Source organism: Stenotrophomonas sp. 8(2023) (assembly GCF_030345295.1).
Lineage (GTDB): Bacteria > Pseudomonadota > Gammaproteobacteria > Xanthomonadales > Xanthomonadaceae > Stenotrophomonas > Stenotrophomonas muris.
Map to the genome: position 1 here is coordinate 3,432,631 of NZ_CP128404.1, position 21,095 is coordinate 3,453,725.

Sequence of the window (21,095 nt, forward strand, 5' to 3'; positions counted from 1 at the left end):
GGTGTCGACCTTGGTCGACACACATCCACGCTACGCGTGGATGCGAGCGAAGCGATCCGCTTTTGACTTTGACTTTTCTTTTTTTGATCTTCCGTGGCGGACGCACACGGAAACTGTCAGAGGTCGGGCGGGGTGGGTTCGCGGGGGTGTCCGCGGCATGGATGCCGCGGCCAAGCCCCCATGGGTGAGGGCGCTTTGCTTGCGAAGCACTGCTTCGCAAGCGCCCGAACGCACAGCCGCCAGCGGCTGGGCCGGACCGCGGAGCGGGGTTTACGGCGTCCCCCGCGAACCCACCCCGCCCGGCCAAGCGCGGCTTTGGGTTTATGCGATCAACCAATCCCGCCACGAGGGGCTCAGCCGTTGGCCTTCGCCTTCGCCTCGCGCGCGGCCTGCTGCTCGACCAGGGTCAGTGCCACGTTGTCGCGCAGGTAGGCCGGCTCGACCTTCTCCGGTGCAATGGCTTCGCCGCGCGCGAACGCCGGCACCGCCAGTGCGAGCACGTCCGACGCACGCGGCAATGCCGTGGCGTCGAATCCGCGCAAACCTGTACCGAGCTGCTCGACCAGCGCACCCTCGGCTGCGGCGAACCCGGTACCGACACCGTAGGCCGACAGCCCTTCCGGCAGCGCCACCGCTGCCGGCGCGCAGACGCGCTCGGCATCGCGCGCGACCGGCAGGCCGTCCACGCGCTCGAAGCGGGCGACGTAGAGTTCTCCCATCCGCGCATCGATCGCCGACAGGATCTGCGTTTCTTCCGCCGGTGCGCGCAGCGCCAACACCTGCAGCGTCGAGACCGGCAGCAGCGGGCGGTCCAGTGCCAGTGCGATGCCCTGGGCAATGGCAATCGCCAGGCGCACGCCCGTGAACGCACCCGGACCGCGACTGAGGGCGATGCCATCAAGCTGGCGACGGCTGATGCCGGCGTCGGCCAGCAGCGCCTCGGCCCACGGCAGGCTCAACCCGGCGTGCCGGCGCGGGGCGATCTCGAAGCGTTCCAGCACCTGCCCATCGACATGCAGGGCAACGGAACAGGCTTCGGTGGCGGTTTCAAAGGCAAGCAGTTTCATTGGATCAGGTCAGAACAAGGGGAACGTGGCACCGGGAGCAGGCTCCGGGCCCGCCGCAACGGCGGCCGGGGCACCCGCATCATCGGCCACGGGCAGCCATTGTGGCCTAAAGAAGGCCTGCACATCGGCCAGGCTGCGGGTGCGCCGGAACGGCGGCAGCGACTCAAGAAAGACCCGGCCATAGCCACGGTTGAGCAGGCGCGGATCGCACAGGACCAGCACGCCCCGGTCGCTTTCGCTGCGGATCAGGCGGCCAACGCCCTGCTTCAGGGCGATCACCGCCTGCGGCAGCTGCTCGTCGCGGAACGGGTTGCCCCCCTGGCTGCGGATCGCCTCCAGCCGCGCCTCGTATACCGGGTCATCCGGTGCCGCGAACGGCAGCTTGTCGATCATCACCACGCTCAGCGCTTCGCCGACCACGTCCACGCCCTCGCGGAAACTGGCCGAGCCCAGCAGCACGCCATTGCCCGATTCGCGGAAACGCTGCAGCAGCGCCGCGCGTGGCGCCTCGCCCTGCACGAACAACGGCCACGGCCCGTCGCGCAGTGCCTCGGCGGCCTCGCGCAATGCACGGTGCGAGGCGAACAACAGGAACGCCCTGCCCTGCGAGGCCTGCAACACCGGCCGCAAGGTCTGGATCAGCGCGGTGCCAAACCCGCGCGCCGCCGGATCGGGCAGGCCTTCGGGCAGGTAGCACAACGCCTGCTCGGGCCAGTTGAACGGGCTCGGCTGGACCAGCGTGTGCGGATCGTCCAGGCCCAGGCGCGTGGCGATGTGGTCGAAGCCACCGCCCACGGTCAGCGTGGCCGAGGTGAAGATCCATGCCGCGCGGCTGCGCTCGCGATGCTCGCGCAGCGGGCCGGACACATCCATCGGCGTGCGCTGGCAGCGGAAACCACGCGGGGTGAGCTCATACCAGAGCACATCGGCGGCACGGGGGGTCTCCGCCGGATCGGTATCGAAATCGAGGGCGGGCTCATCATCGCCCAGCCAGCGCTGCAGCCGCGACACCGCCTCGCGTGCCCGCGCATGACAGGCATCCAGACCCGCCGCCGCCTCGCGCAGCGGTTGCAGTGCCTGCTCCAGCGTCACCAGGCCGGCCATCACCGTATCGAATCCATCGCGCACCAGTGGCATCGCCAGTGCACGCCACTGCGTACCCCGTGGCGGCAGCCCCTCCATCGCCGAGCGCAGCGCCAGCAACGCCTGCTGCAACTGGTCGACCGGCTCCTGCAGGGCCGACTGCGCGCCGCCTACGCCGCGCGCCTCGGCCAGGCAGTCGCGGCCGAGTTCCTGCCACGGGCGCATGCCGAAGCCTTCGCCGAAAAACTGCGCGGCCAACTCGGGCAGCTGATGCGCCTCGTCGATGACAAAGGCCTGCGCCCCCGGCAGCAACTCACCGAAGCCGTCCTGTTTCAGTGCCAGGTCGGCCAGCAGCAGGTGGTGGTTGACCACCACCACGTCGGCAGCCTGCGCACGTTGGCGCGCGCGCACCACGAAGCAGTCGTCCCAGAACGGGCAATCGGTACCCAGGCAGTTGTCGACCGTGGAAGTGACCATCGGCAGAAGCGGCGAGTCATCGGCCAGGCCTTCCAGTTCGGCGATGTCACCGAACTCCGAACGGCCGGACCAGGCCAGGATGCGCTGGAACTGCGCAGCCTGCTCCGGGCTGGAAAAACGCGGTTCGCCCCGCGCCTGCTGCAGGCGGTAGCGGCACAGGTAATTCGCGCGCCCCTTCAGCAGCGCGCTGCGCAGGCCAACGCCCAGTGCCTGGCGCACGCGCGGCAGATCGCGGTGGTAGAGCTGGTCCTGCAACGCGCGGGTACCGGTGGAGATGATGGTGCGCAGCCCGGACAGCAGCACCGGCACCAGATAGGCGAAGGTCTTGCCGGTGCCTGTACCGGCCTCGGCCAGCAGCAGGTCGCGCTGCTGCAGCGCTTCGGCGATGGCGTCGGTCAGGTGCAGCTGTGCCGGACGCGGGACAAAGGCATCCAGATGCGAGGCGAGCGCGCCGCCTTCGCTGAGGGCTTCGCGGCTGGCATGGACAAGGTCGGACATCAGAGGGAGAGGATACCCGGCCGGGCGCTGCCCGGCACCCGTTTCAAGCCAGAGCGCAGGCAAAGGCAACAGCAACAGCGTGGTTCATGGCTCTGGGTTGCTGCGTGTTTGGCGGGGCGGGAGGGGCAGGCAGGACACGCCGTAAACCCGTCCATGGGGGCTCGATGGCGCCATCCATGGCGCCAACGGTCCTGCCTGCCCCTCCCGCCCCGCCTTCGACAGTTTCCCGGTGACGGATGGACGTGCTTCGTGGCGTCGAGCTTGCTCGACTGCCCTTTCAGAAGCGGTGGGTGGAACGGAAACAAGAAGGGGTCGGATCCGTTTTCCTACGGAAAACGGATACGACCCCACAACGAGTGCGCGCAGCGCGCGACCCGCTTTTGATTTTCTTTTTCTTTTCCGTGGCTGGACGCACACGGAAACTGTCAGAGGTTGGGCGGGGTGGGTTCGCGGGGGTGTCCGCGGCATGGATGCCGCGGCCAAGCCCCCAGGGACGGGTTCACGGCGTCCCCCGCGAACCCACCCCGCCCGGCCAAGCGCGGCTTTTGCTTCTGGCTTCAGCGACCAACCCACAGCCACGAGGGGCTGCGCCGTTGGCTGGAAATTCAGTACCGCTTGATCCCCGGCACCGTGCAGCCCTCAATCTGCGCATGCGCCGACACCGCATTCTCCTTCTCGCCCCGCGCCAGGCGCGACTGCTCGATCGTCGCCCAATGCCGGCGGCACAGCGGCCCGGTCTTCGAGCCCAGATCCACCGCCTTGCGCGCGAACGTCTCCGCCTGCGCCCACTGGCCCTGCAGCAGCGCCAGTTCGGCACGTTCCTGCAGCACTGCCGGGTCACCCGCCACGATCTCCAGCGCGTGGTCCAGGCTGCTGGCCGCGCCGGCCAGGTCGTTCGCCTGGCGTTGTGCCAGTGCGGTTACCCGCAGATCTTCCACCTGCGAATCACGCAGCGGCTGTACCGACAATTCCTTGTCGTCCGGACCCGCTGCAGCATCCACCGCAGCCAGGCGCTGCGCCGGCGTGGTGGTATCGACCGGCTTGACCACCGGTGGTGCGCTGCTCACGCAGGCGGCCAGGGCCAGGCTGAGGCCGGTCAGGGCCAGGGGCTGCATCAGGGATCGCATGTTCATCGGCATCATCGGCTCGGGGGAGGAGTGGCGGCGGCAGGTGCCGCGGCAGGTTCGGCAGGCGCTTCCGGCTTGCGGTCCAGGCCGAACCAGCTGCGCCAGCCACCGCCCTCGCCGTCGGCCTCGCCCTGCCCCTCCGGCGACGCGGCCGGCGCGCACGGCGCATAAGCAGGCGCATAGCCCACCACGAACGGGAAACGACGCGCGCCGGGGCAGCCTTCATCGGTGCTGTTGAGGCCGGTGGGGGCCACCGACTGCCAGTCCAGGCCCTTGTTGCTGACCCGCAGCGGCGCGCTCGGCAGGCGCTGGAAGATGCCCGACCAGACCCGCATCGCGCCGGTGGCGCCATACAGGCCGGCCTGCGCGTTCTGGTCGTTGCCGATCCAGATCACTGCCAGGTGATCACCGGTGTAGCCGGCATACCAGCTGTCACGGCCATCGTTGGTGGTGCCGGTCTTGCCGGCGGGCTGCAGGCGGCCGAGGCCATCGGCATTGAGCCGCTGCGCGGTACCGCTGGCGACCACCTGCTGCAGGCCGACACTGATCAGGTTGGCGGCAATCGAGTCGCCTTCCTGCGCCGGTGCCGGGGTCTTGTCGTACCGCTTGAGCAGCTTGCCCTGCGGATCGAGCACGCCACGCACCGCGTGCAGCGGCTGGATCTCGCCGCCGGACGCCAGGAACTGGTACAGCTGCGCCATCGCGTACGGGCTCTGGTCGGTCGAGCCGAGGATCACCGCGGGGTTGGCGTCAGCCTTGATGCCGGCCAGGACATGGATCAGCTGGGTCACGCGCTCCGGGCCGACCTGCATGCCCACGCGCACCGTGGCCTGGTTGTAGGAATGCGCCAGTGCGTCGATCAGGCGCACCGTGCCGTGGCTGCGGTTGTCCGCGTTGCCGGGACTCCAGTTGCGGCCGCGGCCGAGCTGCACCGTCACCGGCGAATCATCCACCCAGCTGGCCAGCGAGTAACGGTCCGGCTGCGCCAGGGCCAGCAGGTAGACGAACGGCTTGAGCAGCGAACCGACCGGACGCTGCGCCTCGATCGCGCGGTTGAAGCCGACCTCGGACACCTCGCGGCTGCCGATCACCGCCAGCACGTCGCCGTTGTGCACGTCGGTCAGCACCATGCCGGCCTGCAGCTCGGGGCGGCGCTTGCTTTCCAGCGACTTGATGGTGCGGGTCACCGCGCCTTCGGCATAGGCCTGCGCGGACGGCGACATGCCGGTCATCACGCTCAGGCCCGCGCCCTGCAGCGCCGATTCCGGATAGTCATGGCCGAGCTGGCGGCGGACCAGGTCAACGTAGGCCGGGAAGCGGTTGGCTGCCACCAGGCCCGGCGTCTTGGGCACGCCCAGCGGTGCCTTCAGCGCGCGCTGGTACTCGGCATCGTCGATCAGCGTGGCCTCGTGCAGCTTGCCCAGCACGAAGTTGCGGCGATCCAGCGCGCGCTCCGGGTTGCGCCGCGGGTCGTAGAAGGACGGCCCCTTGACCAGGCCGATCAGCAGTGCGATCTGCTCGGTCTCCAGCGACTGCAGGTCACGGCCGAACCAGAACTCGGCGCCGGAGGACATGCCATGGATCGCCTGGCTGCCGCGCTGGCCCAGGTACACCTGGTTGAGATAGGCCTCGAAGATGGTGCGCTTGTCATAACGCGCTTCCATGATCAGTGCGTACAGCACCTCATTGAACTTGCGGGTGACCGTCTGCTCCTTGCCGATGCCGAGCAGGCCGCTGCGGGCCAGCTGCTGGGTCAGCGTCGAAGCGCCCTGGCGGCTCTGGCCACCGGAACGGATCGTCACCCACACCGCGCGCGCGATGCCGGACAGGTCGATGCCGTGGTGGCGGTTGAAGTCCTTGTCCTCCACCGCCTGCAGGCCAGTCACCAGCAGGTCCGGCGCCTCGTCCATGCGGATCAGGCGGCGCTCTTCCTGCTTCTGGCCGTACAGGGTGGCGATGCGCGCCGGATCCAGCCGCGCGGCCTTCAGCGCCTTGCGGTTGTCGGCGTCGCGCAGCGAGGCCACGCCGCCATCGGCCAGCGACAGCTCCACCCGGCGCGGGGCCACCCGGCCGTCAACGTCGTTGAAGCCGCGGCTGGAGATGACGAAGCGCCCGCCGTTCACCGCATAGGTGGCCGGCTCCTTGCCCTGCCCGTCATCGCGGTAGGCAGAGGCGGCCAGCTCGGTCTTCAGCGTAGACGCATCCATCGCCTTGCCGGGGGTGAGCACCAGCGGGCGCGCGTACACGCGCGTCGGGATCTGCCAGCGCAGTTCACCGAAACGCTGGGTCACCTGTTGGTTCAGGTACAGCGTATAGGGAATGAGGAAACCCAATCCCAACGCGACCGCAGCCATGCTCCAGGTGATCAGCCGGCGCCGCCACAGCGGACCGTTGTCCTGCTGGTCGTCGTCGGAATCGTCGATGTCGTCGGAATCGTAGCGTCGGGGCACGGGAATGCGAGAATGTAGGGTCTGGCGAGTCTACCCCAGCCGCTGCGGCTGGCGAATTCTCCCGGGTTCCCCTGCTTAAGCTGGAGTTGCAACCGGATGGCGATGTCCCTGGCCGAGATCCGATACCTGATCAACCGCCTGTCGGGCCTGGCCCGCCGGAGCCTGGCAAGCCTGCGCACCCGTGGCTGGCGTGCCACCTGGCAACGCATCCGCGTGCATGCCCAGCGCGCCGTCCCCGCCCCGCGCACGCCACTGTTCCTGCCGCCAGCGCAGGATTTCGCCCCCTTCACGGTGCCGTTCAGCGAGTCGCCGGAGGTGAGCATCGTCATCCCGGTCTACAACCACGTCGCCCACACCGTGGCCTGCCTGCGCGCCCTGGCGGCGCACCCGCCGGCCGCCGCGTGCGAGATCCTGGTAGTGGATGACGGCAGCAGCGATGCCACCGTGCAGTGGATGCCGCAGGTGGCCGGGCTGCGCTATGAAGTGCGCGCGCACAACGGCGGCTTCATTGAAGCCTGCAATGACGGTGTATCGCGCGCACGCGGCCGCTACGTGGTACTGCTGAACAACGATACGGTGCCGCAGCCGGGCTGGCTCGACGCCCTGCTGGACACCTTCGGCAGCGTGCCCGACGCCGGCCTGGTCGGCAGCCAGCTGCTGTACCCGGATGGCCGCCTGCAGGAGTCGGGCGGGGTGATCTTCGCCGATGGCAGTGGCTGGAGCTACGGCCGCTTCGAGGCCGCCGATGATCCGCGCTTTGCCAGCCTGCGCGACGTCGACTACTGCTCGGGCGCGGCGCTGATGCTGCCACGCGCCCTCTGGCAGCAGCTGGACGGCTTCGACACCCGCTACAAGCCGGCCTACTACGAGGACACCGACCTGGCCTTCCGCGTGCGTGCACACGGCCTGCGCGTGCTGGTGCAGCCGGCCAGCCGGGTGATCCACGACGAAGGCACCAGCAACGGTACCGACACCGGCAGCGGGGTGAAGGCCTACCAGGTACGCAACCAGGCCATCTTCGCCGCCCGCTGGGCCACCGAACTGGGCCGTCATCCGGCGGTCGGCGAAGTGCCGTCTCCGGCGCTGCTGCTGCGCGGCCGGCGCCAGGTGCTGATCCTGGACGAGGAAGTACCGCAGCCGGATCGCGATTCCGGGTCACTGCGCCAGGTCAATCTGATCCGCCTGCTGCTGCAGGGCGGCGCCCACGTTGTGTTCGTACCGACCCGGCGCGAGCACGCCGGTGCGGCCACCGAAGCGCTGCAACGGATGGGCGTGGAAGTCTGGTACGCGCCCTTCCTGGACGGCGTAGCCGGCTGGCTGCGCAGCCACGGATCGCGTTTCGACGTGGCAATGCTGGTGCGTCACCACGTCGCCCACGAATGCCTGCCGCTGCTCAAGCGCTATGCACCGCAGGCACGGACCGTGTTCGACACCGTTGACCTGCACTACCTGCGCGAACGCCGCGGTGCCGAAGTCGCCGGCGACGCAACCCTGCTGCGTGCAGCGGAACGTACCCGCAGCAGCGAACTGGCCGTGATGGAGCAGTGCGACATCACCGTGCTGGTCAGTGCGGCCGAACGGGAGCAGCTGCAGTCCGATGCGCCGCAGGTGCGGGTGGAGCTGATCTCCAACCTGCATGAGGTCGCCGGTGCCGGCGCCGTATTCGAGCAGCGGCGCGACCTGGTGTTTGTCGGTGGCTTCCGTCATCCGCCGAACCTTGACGGCATGGAATGGTTCATCGGCGAGGTCTTTGCCCGCATCCGCGCCCGGTTGCCGGAAGTGCGCCTGCACTGCATCGGCGCCGCGGCGCCGGAGTCGCTGCTGGCACTGGCCGCACGCCAGCCCGGTGTGCAGATGCACGGGTTCGTCGAAGACATCACGCCCTACATGGACGGCGCGCGCATCGCCATTGCGCCGCTGCGGTTCGGCGCCGGCGTGAAGGGCAAGATCAACCTGAGCATGGCCCACGGCCAGCCGGTGGTCGGTACCACCTGCGCCGTGGAAGGCATGCACCTGCATCCCGGCCAGGACGTGCTGGTGGCCGATGACGCTGTCGGTTTCGCCGATGCGGTGATCCGCCTGTACCAGGATCCACAGCTGTGGCAGCAGTTGTCCGATGCCGGCCTGGCCAACGTCGCCCAGCATTTCTCACTTGATGCCGCCCGCGCGACCGTGCAGCGGGTGTTCTTCGCCTAGTCCGCCCGTCCACCGGCGCGACGCAGGCGGTCTTCGAACGCCGGCAGTTCGGCCAGGTCCGGTTGCAGCAACCGCGCCTGTTCGGCAGCGTGCGCGGCAAAGGCCAGGTCGCCATTGCCGAGCCGTTCGCTGCCGATCGCCAGCCAGCGCTGGGCCAACCGCAGCCGCGCCGAGGGCAGGCCCGCTGCGGTCGGTGACAGCGTCTGCCAGGCCTGCAGGCAGGCACCCGCCGCCTGTACCCGGTTCTGCCGCAGATTGTCGTCGAAGCAGCGGCGACTGGCGGGCAGCAGGCGTGCTGCGGCAGCCTTGACCCGCGTGTCGCGGGGGGCCAGTGACTGGGCTTCGCGCAGTGCGTCGAACGCGCTGTGCCCCGGTGGGCTGATCCACTGCCCTGCACGTTCGGCACGCTCGATCTTGCGAAGGTGGTCGCGCAGCTGGCGTTCGCGCTGCGCCGTACTGATCGCGGGCTGCTGCAGGGCCTGTTGCGCCTGGCGCGCACGCTGCAGGCGCTGTGCCAGTTGTTGCCGGATTGCCTGCGAAGCGCCCAGCTCCGCCGCCAGGGCTGCATCGCGTTGCGCCGCATCGAACTGGAAGTCGTCGGCGGATGTCTGGCTGCGCACGACCACCGCCTGCAGCGCCTGCTCACGCCCCCGCTGGGCATTGGGATCATCGGCCGCCACCGCAAGCACTGCCAGGAAACCCTGGGCCGCGGCGTCCAGCTGCTGTCGTTGCAGTGCCCGCTGCGCCCGCCGCAGGCGCTGGTCCACCGCGCGCGCCAGGGCTTCCTCGCTGGCCGGCAGATCGGCATGACCGGCATCGAACTGGCGGGCACGACGCAGGATCGCGGCCGCCTCGGCCAGCTCTCCGCGCCCTGCCAGCGTGCGCGCCTGCAGCAGCAGGTCGCTCAGCGCATCTTCGCGACCTTCCAGCGCCGGCAGGTTGTCCGGCTGCAGGGCAAGGATGCGCTGGAACAAGGGCAACGCACTGCTGTCGCCATCATCCAGGCGTCCGGCCGCGAACGCGTTGCGCGCCTGGGCCAACAACGCACCAATACCGGCTCCGGCACTGCGTCGCGCCTGCAGCTGGCGGGCGACCGCATCGGCTTCGCCCTGCGGCACCTGCAGCTCACGGGCCAGTGCCAGTGCCTGCGCGCTGCCGTCCAGGTCACCGGCGTGCAGGCGATCGCGCGCCTGTTGCAGCGCTGCCGCGCCGGTATTGGCCAGGCCCTGGCGCGCCTGCGGGCGATCACCGTCCAGCGCCAGCACCGCCTGGTAGCGCTCGCGCGCACCACTGCCATCGGCATCGCTCAAACGACCGGCGGCCAGCGCACGATCCCCCTCGGCCAGCAGCTGTTCGATCTGCGGCTCATCCCAGAACCAGTCGGCCAGCGGCTTCCGCAGCAGGACCAGCAGCACGAACACGGCCAGCGCCGCAAGCAGCGCCCAGCGCCAGACCCGGCGCGCATGGCGTGCCTGCAGCCACCACCAGCGACCCTCGCGACGGACGCGGTCCAGCGCAGGATGTTCAGCGCCATGCGGGCGATGCGGGGGCTCGCGTTCCATGCGTGCAGGGTAGCCGGGGCAGCGTGAAGCTCAGCCGAGGCGACGTGCCTCGCTCACGCCCGGCAGCGCATCAAGCTTGCCCAGCAGCGTCGACAACTGCCCGTAGTCGCTGACCTTCAGCCGCAGCCGCAGATGGGCACGGCCACTGTTGCGCACGTTGTCACTGTGGATGTCGAGCACGTAAGCGTCTTCCTGGGCGATCAGGTTGGTGATGTCCTTCAGCAGCCAGCGGCGGTCGACCGCGTCGACCACCACGTCCACTTCGTAGCCGCCACCGGCCTGGCCCCACTCCACCGGCAGGATGCGCTGCGGGCTGGCGGCGGCCAGCCGGGCCAGCGCGGCGCAGTCTGCACGATGCACAGTGACACCACGGCTACGGGTCAGGTAGCCGACGATCGGCTCGCCGGCCACCGGCTGGCAGCAGCGTGCCAGCTGCACCAGCAGGTTGCCCACGCCCTGCACGGTGAACTTGGACTTGCCCAGGTTCTCGCGGCGCGCGGTCGGCCGCGGCAGGGTCGGCGCGGGCGCGGGCTGGCTGGCGGCACGTTCCGCCTCCAGCAACGTCCGGCTGACCTGGTTCGGGCCGGTATCGCCCAGCGCCACCTGGATGTACAGGTCATCGACGCTGTCGGCATGGAACTTCTTGGCCGCGACGGCCAGGTCCGAGTGCTGCAGGCCCAGCCGCTTCAGCTCGCGCTCGAGCAGCTCGCGACCGGCCTGCACGTTGCGCGCGCGGTCCAGCTTGTGGAACCAGCTGCGCACCTTCTCGCGCGAGCGGTTGCTGGCCAGGAAGCCATTGGCCGGCATCAGCCAGTCGCGGCGCGGGTCGGCCTCCTTGCCGGTCAGGATCTCGACGCGGTCGCCACTGCGCAGGCGATAGGTCAGCGGCACGATACGGCCGTTGACCTTGGCGCCGCGGCAGCGGTGCCCGACCATGGTGTGCACCTGGTAGGCGAAATCGAGCGGCGTAGCGCCCTGCGGCAGGTCCAGCACCTCGTCCTTCGGGCTCAGCGCATAGACCCGGTCCTCGGTCAGCTCGGCATCGAGCGCCCCGGCCAGTTCATTGCCCTGCCCGTCCTGCGCCTGCTCCAGCAGCTGGCGCATCCAGGTGATCTTGCGATCGAAGGACTTCTCCGCGCCCTTGCCGCCTTCCTTGTACTTCCAGTGCGCGGCCACGCCCAGCTCGGCCTGCGAGTGCATTTCATGGGTACGGATCTGCACTTCGATGGTGCGACCTTCCGGGCCGACCACGGCGGTATGCAGCGAGCGATAGTCGTTGGCCTTCGGGCGTGCGATGTAATCATCGAACTCGCTTGGTACCGGCGCCCACAGCGCGTGCACCACGCCCAGCGCGGCGTAGCAGGCGGCGACGTCGTCGACCATCACGCGCACCGCACGGATGTCATACAGCTGGTCGAAGGCCAGCCGCTTCTTCTGCATCTTCCGCCAGATGCTGTAGATGTGCTTCGGGCGGCCGCTGACTTCGGCCCTGATGCCCTGGGCGACCAGCTCGCGCGACAGCACCTTCTTGACGTTCTCGACGTAACGCTCGCGGGCGATGCGGGTTTCGTCCACCTCGCGGGCGATGCGGCGGTAGGTTTCCGGTTCCAGGTGGCGGAACGCCAGGTCCTCCAGCTCCCACTTCAGCTGCCAGATGCCCAGGCGGTTGGCCAGGGGCGCGTGGATGTCGCGGGTCAGCTGGGCCAGCGCGCGGCGTTGCTCGTCGTCCAGCTTGTCGGCCGCGCGCATCCTCGCGAGCTGGCGCGCCAGCAGGATCGGCACCACGCGCAGGTCGCGGATGATCGCCAGCAGCAGCCGGCGCAGGCCCTCGCTGTTGCGTCCGGCCTCACGGCCGGCGTGCAGCGCCCACACCGGGTCGGCCGCATCCTGGCCATCGAGCAGGCCGATCACCGCCGCCTGGTGGCTGCCCAGCGGCAGCTGGTCCAGGCTGGCGCGCAGGCCCGGCAGGTCGAACAGCAATGCTGCCACCACCGCGCCTTCGTCGGCCGAGAGCATCGCCAGCGCATCGAGGGTATCGCCCAGCACCGACCAGGTGGCACGCATCTGGTGGTCGCAATCCGGCGCTTCCCAATGCTCGCGCAGGGCCTGGCGCAGCGGAGCAGGCAGCACCGCTGCCGAGGGACGGTTCAACAAGGCATCCAGGCCAGGGACGGAAGCGCGGTTCACAGCATCGAGCAGGCAAGACAGAGGCCCCTACACTAGCGCCGGCGTCGTTCAGGGACAATCACTGCGGCCACCATCACCCGGCATGAAGACATGCCGCTACACTCGCCAACACATCCAGGAGAGACCCGCCATGCCTTCGATTGCCCTGCGCGTCCGTCCACGGCTGCTGGCCTGTGCCGCCGTGTTGCTGTCCCTGTCCGCGCCTGCGCTGGCCCAGCGCGTGGTGGAGGGCGACCTGCAGCAGCAGATGTCGCCCACCGAGTTCAAGGCCGCCGGCCTGGACAAGCTCAGCGCCGCTGAACTGGCCACGCTCAACCGCTGGCTGCAGGGCAAGGTCGAGGCGGCCACCACCCAGGCCGTCGCCGCAGCGCGCGAAGAAGGCCGCCAGGAAGTGATCAAGAAGAACCGCGGCTTCCTGGACTTCGGCAGCAGCGAACCGATCGAAAGCACCCTGCAGGGCGAATTCCGTGGCTTCGGCCAGGGCCGCCGCTACGTGCTGCAGAACGGCCAGGAGTGGGAGCAGATAGACGCCACGCACTATTCCGGTGGCCGCAAGGAAGCGCCGAACGTCAGCATGCGCCCAGGCGTGATGGGCGCCTGGTACATGAAGGTGGACGGGGTGAACGTGCAACCGAAGGTTCGTCGCACCAAGTAACGCCCGGGCATTCCGGCCGTGCCGGATCCATGCCCGGCGGCCATGGTCGCCCGATGGGGCGACCATGGCGCGCGTTCACGCCTGGCGAAGTGCAGCCACCCGCTGCGCCAGCTTCTTCGCCGAAATGCCGGTGCGTGCCCCCAGCTCCTGCGCGAACAACGACACCCGCAGCTCTTCCAGATCCCAACGCAGCGCCTGCCATTGCGGGCGATCACGCAGGCCCTGCTGCTCGCCCGCTTCCAGCGCCTCCAGGAACGGGTGCAATTCCAGCATGCGCGCCTGGTCACGCGGCGGATCACGCTTGGCACGCTCGGTGCGCAGGATCATCGCCTTCAGGTAGCGCGGGTACTGCGCCAGCGCGTCGGCCGGCGTGTCGCGCAGGAAGCCGGGGTGGATCAGCCCGGCCAGCTGCGCTTCCATGTCGTCCAGGTTGCCACGCGCCCAGCCCATCAACGGCGCCTCCAGCAACGGCTTCAGTTCCGCCACCAGCGCCAGGATGGACTCGGCCAGTTTCAGCCGCGACATCGCCTCGCCGAACAGGGCCTTGGCCGCATGCTCGCGGCGTTGCTCGAAGGCTGCCGCATCGCGGATGTCTTCCAGGCCTTCGGCCAGCACCGCGTTCATCGCCGCATCCACCAGGTCTCCACGCAGGCGTTCCTGCGATTCGATCGCGGCATACAGCAGGCCGGTCTTGGCACCCACCGGCAGCTGCTTGCGCGCCTGCTTGACCTTCTCGGCCAGGGCAATCTCCAGCAGCCGGCGCACACCCAGCGGGTGGGCCTCCTGCGCCTGCTGGCGATCGGCGAAGATGCGCAGCGCCACGCTGTCGCCCTCGTCCAGCAGCGCCGGATAGGCCGGAACGCCGGCTTCACCGGGCACCTGCAGCGGAATCGGCGCGGCCGGGAACGTGCGCAGGCCATCGGCCGCCATCTCGCGCCCCGCCCGTGCAGCGAAGGCATCGCCGGCACGGCCGCCGAATTTCGCGCGCAACGCATCCAGATCCCGCGAGGTCGCCAGCACCTTGCCGTGCTCGTCGCGCAGGCGCAGGTTCATGTGCAGGTGCGGTTCGATCGAAGCGGGTTCGAAATCGAGCGCCGTCACCGTCGCGCCGGTGGCACGTGACAAAAAGCGCGCCAGTTCGCCAGTGATGGCATCGGCGCTGGGCTGCGGGAATGCCTCGAAGAACGCACGACCGAAGTCCGGCGCCGGCACGTAGTTGCGGCGCATCGCCTTGGGCAGGCTGCGGATGAGTGCCGAAGCCTTGTCGGCGACGAAGCCAGGCGCCAGCCAGCCCAGCTGCACCGGGTCCAGCGCGTTGAGCAGGTGCAGCGGCACGTCCAGGGTCACGCCGTCATCATCGGCACCCGGCTCGAAGCGGTAGTGCAGTGGCAGGCGCGCCTGGCCCAGTGGCAGGTACTTCGGGTAGCGCTCCTGTTCGCTGCCCTCACCCGGCAACAGGTCGACCAGTGACCAGTGCAGGGTCTTGCGCTGTTCCGGCGCCAGCCCCTTCCACCAGGTATCCAGCCCTGCGGCCGAATGGATCTGCGGCGGCACCCGGTCCAGGTACCAGCGCGCCTGCCAGTCCTCGTCGGCCACGATGCCGGCGCGGCGCAGCTTCGCTTCCTCCTCGCGGGCGACCTCCAGCACTTTCTGGTTGTCGGCCACGAAGCTGGCGCGGGTGTTGATCTCGCCGGTCACCAGCGCCTGGCGCACGAAGATGTCGTGCGCCTCGCCCGGTGCGATGCGGCCGTAGTGCACCGGCTTCTTCGGTGCCAGCACCAGGCCGAACAGGCTGATCTGCTCGGAGGCCAGCACCTGGCCCTGCGCGCGCGACCAGTGCGGGTCGAAGTGCTTGCGCAGCAGCAGGTGCGGCAGTTCGGCGATGACCCAGTCCGGCTCGATCGCGGCCAGGGTCATGCCCCAGACCTTCTGCGTGTCCAGCAGGTTGGCCACCAGCAACCACGGCGGCGGGCGCTTGGACAGCGCCGAACCGGGGAACGGCAGGAAACGGCGCTGGCGTGGCGCCTGGAAATCGCCCTTCTCGGTGCGGTGCCCGATCTGCGTCGGCAGGCCCGCCACCAACGCCCGGTGCAGGGTCTGGTAGGCAGCCGCGCGCACGCGTTCGCTGAAGCCGCCGCCCGCCGGTGCCTGCTCCTTCTGTGCACGTACGGCCACCGGCGTCGGCGCCGCTTCGGCCTTGCCTTCGCGGGCCAGGCGTGCAGCGCGGTGCAGCTGGCCACGGGTGGCCTTCACTGCGGCGGCATCATCACGCGCTGCCGCCGGCGCACTGCTGCCGGCCAGCAACGGCGCCATCGACGCCTCGTTGGCCTCTTCCTTCCAGCCCAGTTCCTCGCACAGCAGCCGCAGCTGGCGGTGCAGCTCGCGCCACTCGCGCATGCGCAGGAAGCCGAGGAAATGACGGCCGCACCAGTCGCGCAGCTTGGACTGGGTCAGGTCTTCATGGGCCTGCCGGTAGGCATCCCACAGGCGCAGCACGCCAACGAACTCGGAACGACCATCGGCGAACTGCGCATGCGCGCTGTCGGCGGCACCGCGTGCTTCGGGCGGACGTTCGCGCGGGTCCTGGATGCCCAGGAACGAGGCGATCACCAGCATCGGCCGCAGGCAGCCGGCGGCCTGCGCGGCGACCAGCATGCGCGCCAGCTTCACGTCCACCGGCAGGCGTGCCATCTGCTTGCCGATGGTGGTCATGCGCCGCTCGGCGTCGATCGCACCCAGTTCGGTCAGCTGCTGCCAGCCATCGGCCACCGCACGCTCGTCCGGCGCTTCCAGGAACGGAAACTCCTCGATGCGGCCCAGGCCCAGCTGCAGCATGCGCAGGATCACCCCGGCCAGGCTGGAGCGGCGGATTTCCGGATCGGTGAACTCCGGCCGCGCCTGGAAATCGGCTTCGGCGTACAGGCGGTAACAGATGCCCTCGGCGATACGGCCGCAGCGGCCCTTGCGCTGGTTGGCGCTGGCCTGCGAGATCGGCTCGATGTGCAGGCGGTCCAGCTTGTTGCGCGGACTGTAGCGCTTGACGCGGGCAAAGCCCGGATCGACCACGTAGCGGATGCGCGGCACCGTCAGCGAGGTCTCCGCGACGTTGGTGGCCAGCACGATGCGCCGGTTCGGCCCGGGATTGAACACCCGGTCCTGGTCCTGGTTGGACAGCCGCGCATAGAGCGGCAGCACCTCGGTGTTGCGGTACTTGCGGCGCTCCAGCGACTGGTGCGCATCGCGGATCTCGCGTTCGCCCGGCAGGAAGATCAGCACGTCGCCGCGCGCATCCAGGCGGGTGATCTCGTCGATGGCCGACACGATGGCGTCGTTGACGGTGCGTTCGCCCTGGTCTTCGCCCTCGCCTTCCAGCGCGCGATAGCGCACTTCCACCGGGTAGGTGCGGCCTTCGACGCTGATCGCCGGCGCATTGTCGAAATGCTGGGCGAAGCGTTCGGTATCGATGGTGGCCGAGGTGACGATCAGTTTCAGGTCCGGGCGCTTGCGCAGCAGCTGCTTCAGGTAGCCCAGCAGGAAATCGATGTTGAGGCTGCGTTCGTGCGCCTCGTCGACGATGATCGTGTCGTAGTTCGACAACCAGCGGTCACTGGCGATCTCCGCCAGCAGGATGCCGTCGGTCATGAACTTGATGCGGCTGTCGTCGCTGACCTTGTCGTTGAAGCGCACCTGGTAGCCGACCAACTGGCCCAGTTCGCTCTGCAGTTCCTGCGCCACGCGGCTTGCCACCGCACGTGCGGCAATCCGTCGCGGCTGGGTGCAGCCGATCATGCCGGCCTGGCCACGGCCTGCGGCCAGGCACAGTTTCGGCAGCTGGGTGGTCTTGCCCGAGCCGGTTTCACCAGCGATCACCACCACCTGATGGTCGCGGATCAGCCCGATGATGGCGTCGGCTTCACGCGCAATCGGCAGCTGCGGGTCCAGAGTAATGGACGGCTGCTGCTGCGCCCGGACCTGCCGGCGCTGCACCGACGCCTGCAAGGCCTGCTCGAAGGTAGCGGCCAACGCCGCATCCTGTGGCTTGGCCTGGCAACGCGAGAGCATCCCCAGCAAACGGCCCCGGTCGCGGCTCATGGCGCCGTCGATGGCGGCGCGCTGTTGGCGCAGGCGGGACGATGGATTTTTATCGATAGAGTTCATCAATCGGTTCGTTCAAAACTTTGATAGCGACCAGTCATCACGACCGGTTTATTGTGAAGGCCAACGATTCCACAAGGAGGAACCCCATGGCGAAGACCAAGAGCACGACCAAGGCCAAGACCGGCAAGCAGAAGCTTGCAGCGGCGGCACCGTCGGCGCCGAACATCGATATCGGGATCACCCAGGGCGACCGCAAGAAGATCGCCGACGGTCTGTCGCGCTTCCAGGCCGATGCGTTCACGCTCTACCTGAAGACGCACAACTTCCACTGGAACGTGACCGGGTCGATGTTCAACTCGCTGCACACCATGTTCGAGACGCAGTACACCGAGCAGTGGGCGGCACTGGACGACGTGGCCGAGCGCATCCGCGCGCTGGGCTTCAATGCCCCGGGCTCCTACCGGGAATTCGCTGCGCTGACCTCGATCGCCGAGGAACCGGGCCTGACCGACAGCGCGGACTGGCGTGAAATGGTACGCCAGTTGGTGGTCGCCAACGAAGCAGTCTGCCGTACGGCACGTGAAGTGCTGGAGGTGGCGGCCAAGGGAGACGACGCCCCGACCGAGGATCTGATGACCCAGCGGCTGCAGACCCACGAGAAGTACGCCTGGATGCTGCGCTCGCTGCTGCAGTAAGAGTTGGGGGGCCCGGCAGGACTGCGCCCTGCACCCGCAGAGGCCTTAAAGCCAAGGCCAGAGCCAGAGCAAAAGCTGGCCTCCTGTGGGTAGGCGGGATGGGGCCGGTGGCAGGGGACGCCGTAAACCAGTCCTTGGGGGCTTGGCCGCGGCATCCATGCCGCGGACATCCCTGCCACCGGACCCACCCCGCCTTCGGCAGTTTTCCGCGATCTGCCGGCAAAGCCATTGGGGTCAGATCCGTTTTCCGCAGGAAAACGGATCTGACCCCATTTTGTTTGTCGAGTTCTGACAGTTTTCATCCACGCATGGCGTGGATTGATCTGGCCCCCCGTCACCGGGAAACTGTCGGGGGTGGGGCGGTGTGGGCTTGCAGGAGCGTTGGCGCCATGGATGGCGCCATCGAGCCCCCAAGGACGGGTTTACGGCGTGTCCTGCAAGCCCACACCGCCCCGCCCAATAAGCAGACAGCCCAGAGCCGGCTGTTGCCTTTGACGTTGCACTGGCTTGCAGCAGGTGCAGGGCGCAGCCCTGCCGAACCCCTACCCCTCCCTCCGGGGTAAACTAACCGGATGGCTTCCCGTCCCGCGCACGACCTGCTCCAACGCGTCTTTGGTTACGACGATTTCCGTGGTCCGCAGCAGGACATCGTGGAGCATGTGGCTGCCGGTCACGATGCCCTGGTGCTGATGCCCACCGGCGGCGGCAAATCGCTGTGCTACCAGGTCCCGGCCCTGCTGCGTGACGGTTGCGGCATCGTCATCTCGCCGCTGATCGCGCTGATGCAGGACCAGGTCGAAGCCCTGCGCCAGCTCGGCGTGCGCGCCGAGTACCTGAATTCCACCCTGGATGCCGAGACTGCCGGCCGCGTCGAGCGCGAACTGCTCGCCGGTGAGCTGGACATGCTCTATGTCGCTCCCGAGCGGCTGCTGACCGGTCGCTTCCTGTCGCTGCTGTCGCGCAGCCAGATCGCCCTGTTCGCCATCGACGAAGCACACTGCGTGTCGCAGTGGGGCCACGACTTCCGCCCGGAATACCGCCAGCTGACCGTGCTGCACGAGCGCTGGCCGCAGATCCCGAGGATCGCGCTGACCGCCACCGCCGATCCGCCAACCCAGCGCGAGATCGCCGAGCGCCTGGATCTGCAGGAAGCACGCCACTTCGTCAGCTCCTTCGACCGCCCCAACATCCGCTACACCGTGGTGCAGAAGGACAACGCCCGCAAGCAGCTGACCGACTTCCTGCGCAGCCACCGTGGCGAGGCCGGCATCGTCTACTGCATGTCGCGGCGCAAGGTCGAGGAGACCGCTGAATTCCTCTGCGGCCAGGGCTTCAACGCCCTGCCCTACCACGCCGGCCTGCCGCCGGACGTGCGCGCGAACAACCAGCGCCGCTTCCTGCGCGAGGACGGCATCGTGATGTGCGCCACCATCGCCTTCGGCATGGGCATCGACAAGCCGGACGTGCGCTTTGTCGCGCATACCGACCTGCCCAAGTCGATGGAAGGCTACTACCAGGAAACCGGCCGCGCCGGTCGCGATGGCGAGGCCGCCGAGGCCTGGCTGTGCTACGGCCTGGGCGACGTGGTGCTGCTCAAGCAGATGATCGAGCAGTCCGAGGCCGGCGAAGAGCGCAAGCAGCTGGAGCGGGCCAAGCTCGACCATCTGCTGGGCTACTGCGAATCCATGCAGTGCCGCCGCCAGGTGCTGCTGGCCGGTTTCGGCGAGACCTACCCCCAGCCCTGCGGCAACTGCGACAACTGCCTGACACCGCCGGCCTCGTGGGACGCGACCATTCCGGCACAGAAGGCGCTGAGCTGCGTCTACCGCAGCGGCCAGCGCTTCGGCGTCGGCCACCTGATCGACATCCTGCGTGGCAGCGAGAACGAGAAGGTGAAGCAGCAGGGCCACGACAAGCTCAGCACCTATGCGATCGGTCGCGATCTGGATGCGCGCACCTGGCGCAGCGTGTTCCGCCAACTGGTCGCCGCCAGCCTGCTGGAAGTGGACAGCGAGGGCCACGGCGGCCTGCGCCTGACCGACGCCAGCCGCGACGTACTGACCGGCCGCCGCCAGATCAGCATGCGCCGCGACCCGGCCAGCAGCACCAGCGGGCGCGAGCGCAGTGCGCAGCGTACCGGGCTGTCGGTACTGCCCCAGGATCTGGCGCTGTTCAACGCCCTGCGCGGCCTGCGTGCCGAACTGGCCCGCGAACAGAACGTGCCGGCGTTCGTGATCTTCCACGACAGCACCCTGCGCAACATCGCCGAACAGCGCCCGACCAGCCTGGATGCACTGGCACGGGTCGGCGGCATCGGCGGCACCAAGCTGAGCCGTTACGGCCCGCGCCTGGTCGAGATCGTGCGCGAAGAGGGCTGACGGTATCGCGTTGCCGCGCTGCGCGGCCGCCGGGCATGGTCCCAACGGCGCGCGGGCGCCCCTGTAGAGCCGAGCCCACGCTCGGCTGCCCCTGCGCGAACAGCAGCCGAGCGCGGGCCCGGCTCCACCTTGGTGCAGCTCCAACCTTGAACCGGCCATTCAGCCGGAAGTGCATCCGCGCCCGCTTGCGGCTAGATTAGCGCCATGTCCCTGGCTTCGACCCTGCTTCGTGTCGTGCTCATGCTCAGCCTGTTGCTCAACGGGCTGAACGCGGCCATGGCCAGCGGTCATGAAGAAATGGGGCGGATGGCACACGCCGTCGCGGCCGCCGCAGCTGGCGGTGACGCCGACTGCCACCACGCCGGCATGCAGGCCGACCCGGCCCCGCAGGCCAAGGCCCCCGCCCACGACGCCCACTGCCAGATCAAGGACTGCGTGCGCAGCTGTGCCCAGCACCCGTTGCTGGTGGTGCAGCCGTTGCCGTTCATGGCCGGCCCGGCGTTGTCGCTGGCACCACAGCCGATGCCGGCCACCGGCCGTCCGGCGCCGCCGCTGCCGCCGATCTCACGCCCTCCCATCGGCTGATTCCACATGCACCGTGCGCCCTGCGCACCGTAGCCGG

At 68.9% G+C, this 21,095-nt stretch carries 12 protein-coding genes; 5 read left to right on the forward strand and 7 right to left on the reverse strand.

Translation table 11 applies throughout. From position 1 onward, the window contains the following. Positions 1-353: 353 nt before the first annotated feature. From tsaB to mrcB, 4 genes are all read right to left on the reverse strand, one after another. Positions 354-1,067, reverse strand: coding sequence for a tRNA (adenosine(37)-N6)-threonylcarbamoyltransferase complex dimerization subunit type 1 TsaB (tsaB, locus tag QP609_RS16025; protein WP_197621714.1), 714 nt, complete (start codon positions 1,065-1,067; stop codon positions 354-356). Between the two features lie 9 nt (positions 1,068-1,076). Next, the gene (locus QP609_RS16030) at positions 1,077-3,125 is read right to left on the reverse strand and encodes an ATP-dependent DNA helicase (RefSeq protein WP_197621713.1); all 2,049 of its coding nucleotides are present in this window, start codon (positions 3,123-3,125) and stop codon (positions 1,077-1,079) included. A 605-nt stretch (positions 3,126-3,730) separates the two neighbouring features. Further along, positions 3,731-4,267, reverse strand: a complete 537-nt coding sequence (locus tag QP609_RS16035; protein WP_169410635.1) for a hypothetical protein — start codon at positions 4,265-4,267, stop codon at positions 3,731-3,733. Further along, entirely contained in the window at positions 4,264-6,702 is a 2,439-nt protein-coding gene (gene mrcB, locus QP609_RS16040) for a penicillin-binding protein 1B (RefSeq protein ID WP_032958979.1), read from the reverse strand. The genes QP609_RS16035 and mrcB overlap by 4 nt, the downstream gene beginning before the upstream one ends. A 96-nt stretch (positions 6,703-6,798) precedes the next feature. On the opposite strand from mrcB, the gene QP609_RS16045 reads away from it, so the two are divergent. Further along, positions 6,799-8,898 (forward strand): glycosyltransferase, encoded by a 2,100-nt coding sequence (locus tag QP609_RS16045; protein ID WP_014648101.1) that lies wholly within the window; start codon positions 6,799-6,801, stop codon positions 8,896-8,898. Here the strand turns inward: QP609_RS16045 and QP609_RS16050 are convergent. Then, positions 8,895-10,460, reverse strand: a complete 1,566-nt coding sequence (locus QP609_RS16050) for a hypothetical protein (RefSeq protein WP_197621740.1) — start codon at positions 10,458-10,460, stop codon at positions 8,895-8,897. The two genes, QP609_RS16045 and QP609_RS16050, sit on opposite strands and share 4 nt — an antisense overlap. 30 nt (positions 10,461-10,490) lie before the next feature. Continuing rightward, positions 10,491-12,647, reverse strand: coding sequence for a bifunctional (p)ppGpp synthetase/guanosine-3',5'-bis(diphosphate) 3'-pyrophosphohydrolase (locus tag QP609_RS16055; RefSeq protein ID WP_041863711.1), 2,157 nt, complete (start codon positions 12,645-12,647; stop codon positions 10,491-10,493). Between the two features lie 130 nt (positions 12,648-12,777). On the opposite strand from QP609_RS16055, the gene QP609_RS16060 reads away from it, so the two are divergent. Beyond that, positions 12,778-13,302: a hypothetical protein gene (locus tag QP609_RS16060; protein ID WP_014648104.1), complete on the forward strand. Its 525-nt coding sequence runs from the start codon at positions 12,778-12,780 to the stop codon at positions 13,300-13,302. Between the two features lie 75 nt (positions 13,303-13,377). Here the strand turns inward: QP609_RS16060 and hrpA are convergent, their stop codons facing one another. Next, positions 13,378-17,460, reverse strand: coding sequence for an ATP-dependent RNA helicase HrpA (gene hrpA, locus QP609_RS16065; protein WP_289213809.1), 4,083 nt, complete (start codon positions 17,458-17,460; stop codon positions 13,378-13,380). Positions 17,461-17,546: 86 nt separating this feature from the next. On the opposite strand from hrpA, the gene QP609_RS16070 reads away from it, so the two are divergent. The 3 genes from QP609_RS16070 (at position 17,547) to QP609_RS16080 (ending at position 21,058) form a co-directional block, all read left to right on the forward strand. Then, positions 17,547-18,095 (forward strand): Dps family protein, encoded by a 549-nt coding sequence (locus QP609_RS16070; RefSeq protein WP_005410730.1) that lies wholly within the window; start codon positions 17,547-17,549, stop codon positions 18,093-18,095. Between the two features lie 572 nt (positions 18,096-18,667). Beyond that, positions 18,668-20,473, forward strand: coding sequence for a DNA helicase RecQ (gene recQ, locus QP609_RS16075; RefSeq protein ID WP_032958973.1), 1,806 nt, complete (start codon positions 18,668-18,670; stop codon positions 20,471-20,473). 204 nt (positions 20,474-20,677) lie between these two features. Beyond that, on the forward strand, positions 20,678-21,058 hold the full coding sequence (locus tag QP609_RS16080; protein ID WP_014648107.1) for a CopL family metal-binding regulatory protein: 381 nt from the start codon (positions 20,678-20,680) through the stop codon (positions 21,056-21,058). Positions 21,059-21,095 lie beyond the last annotated feature (37 nt).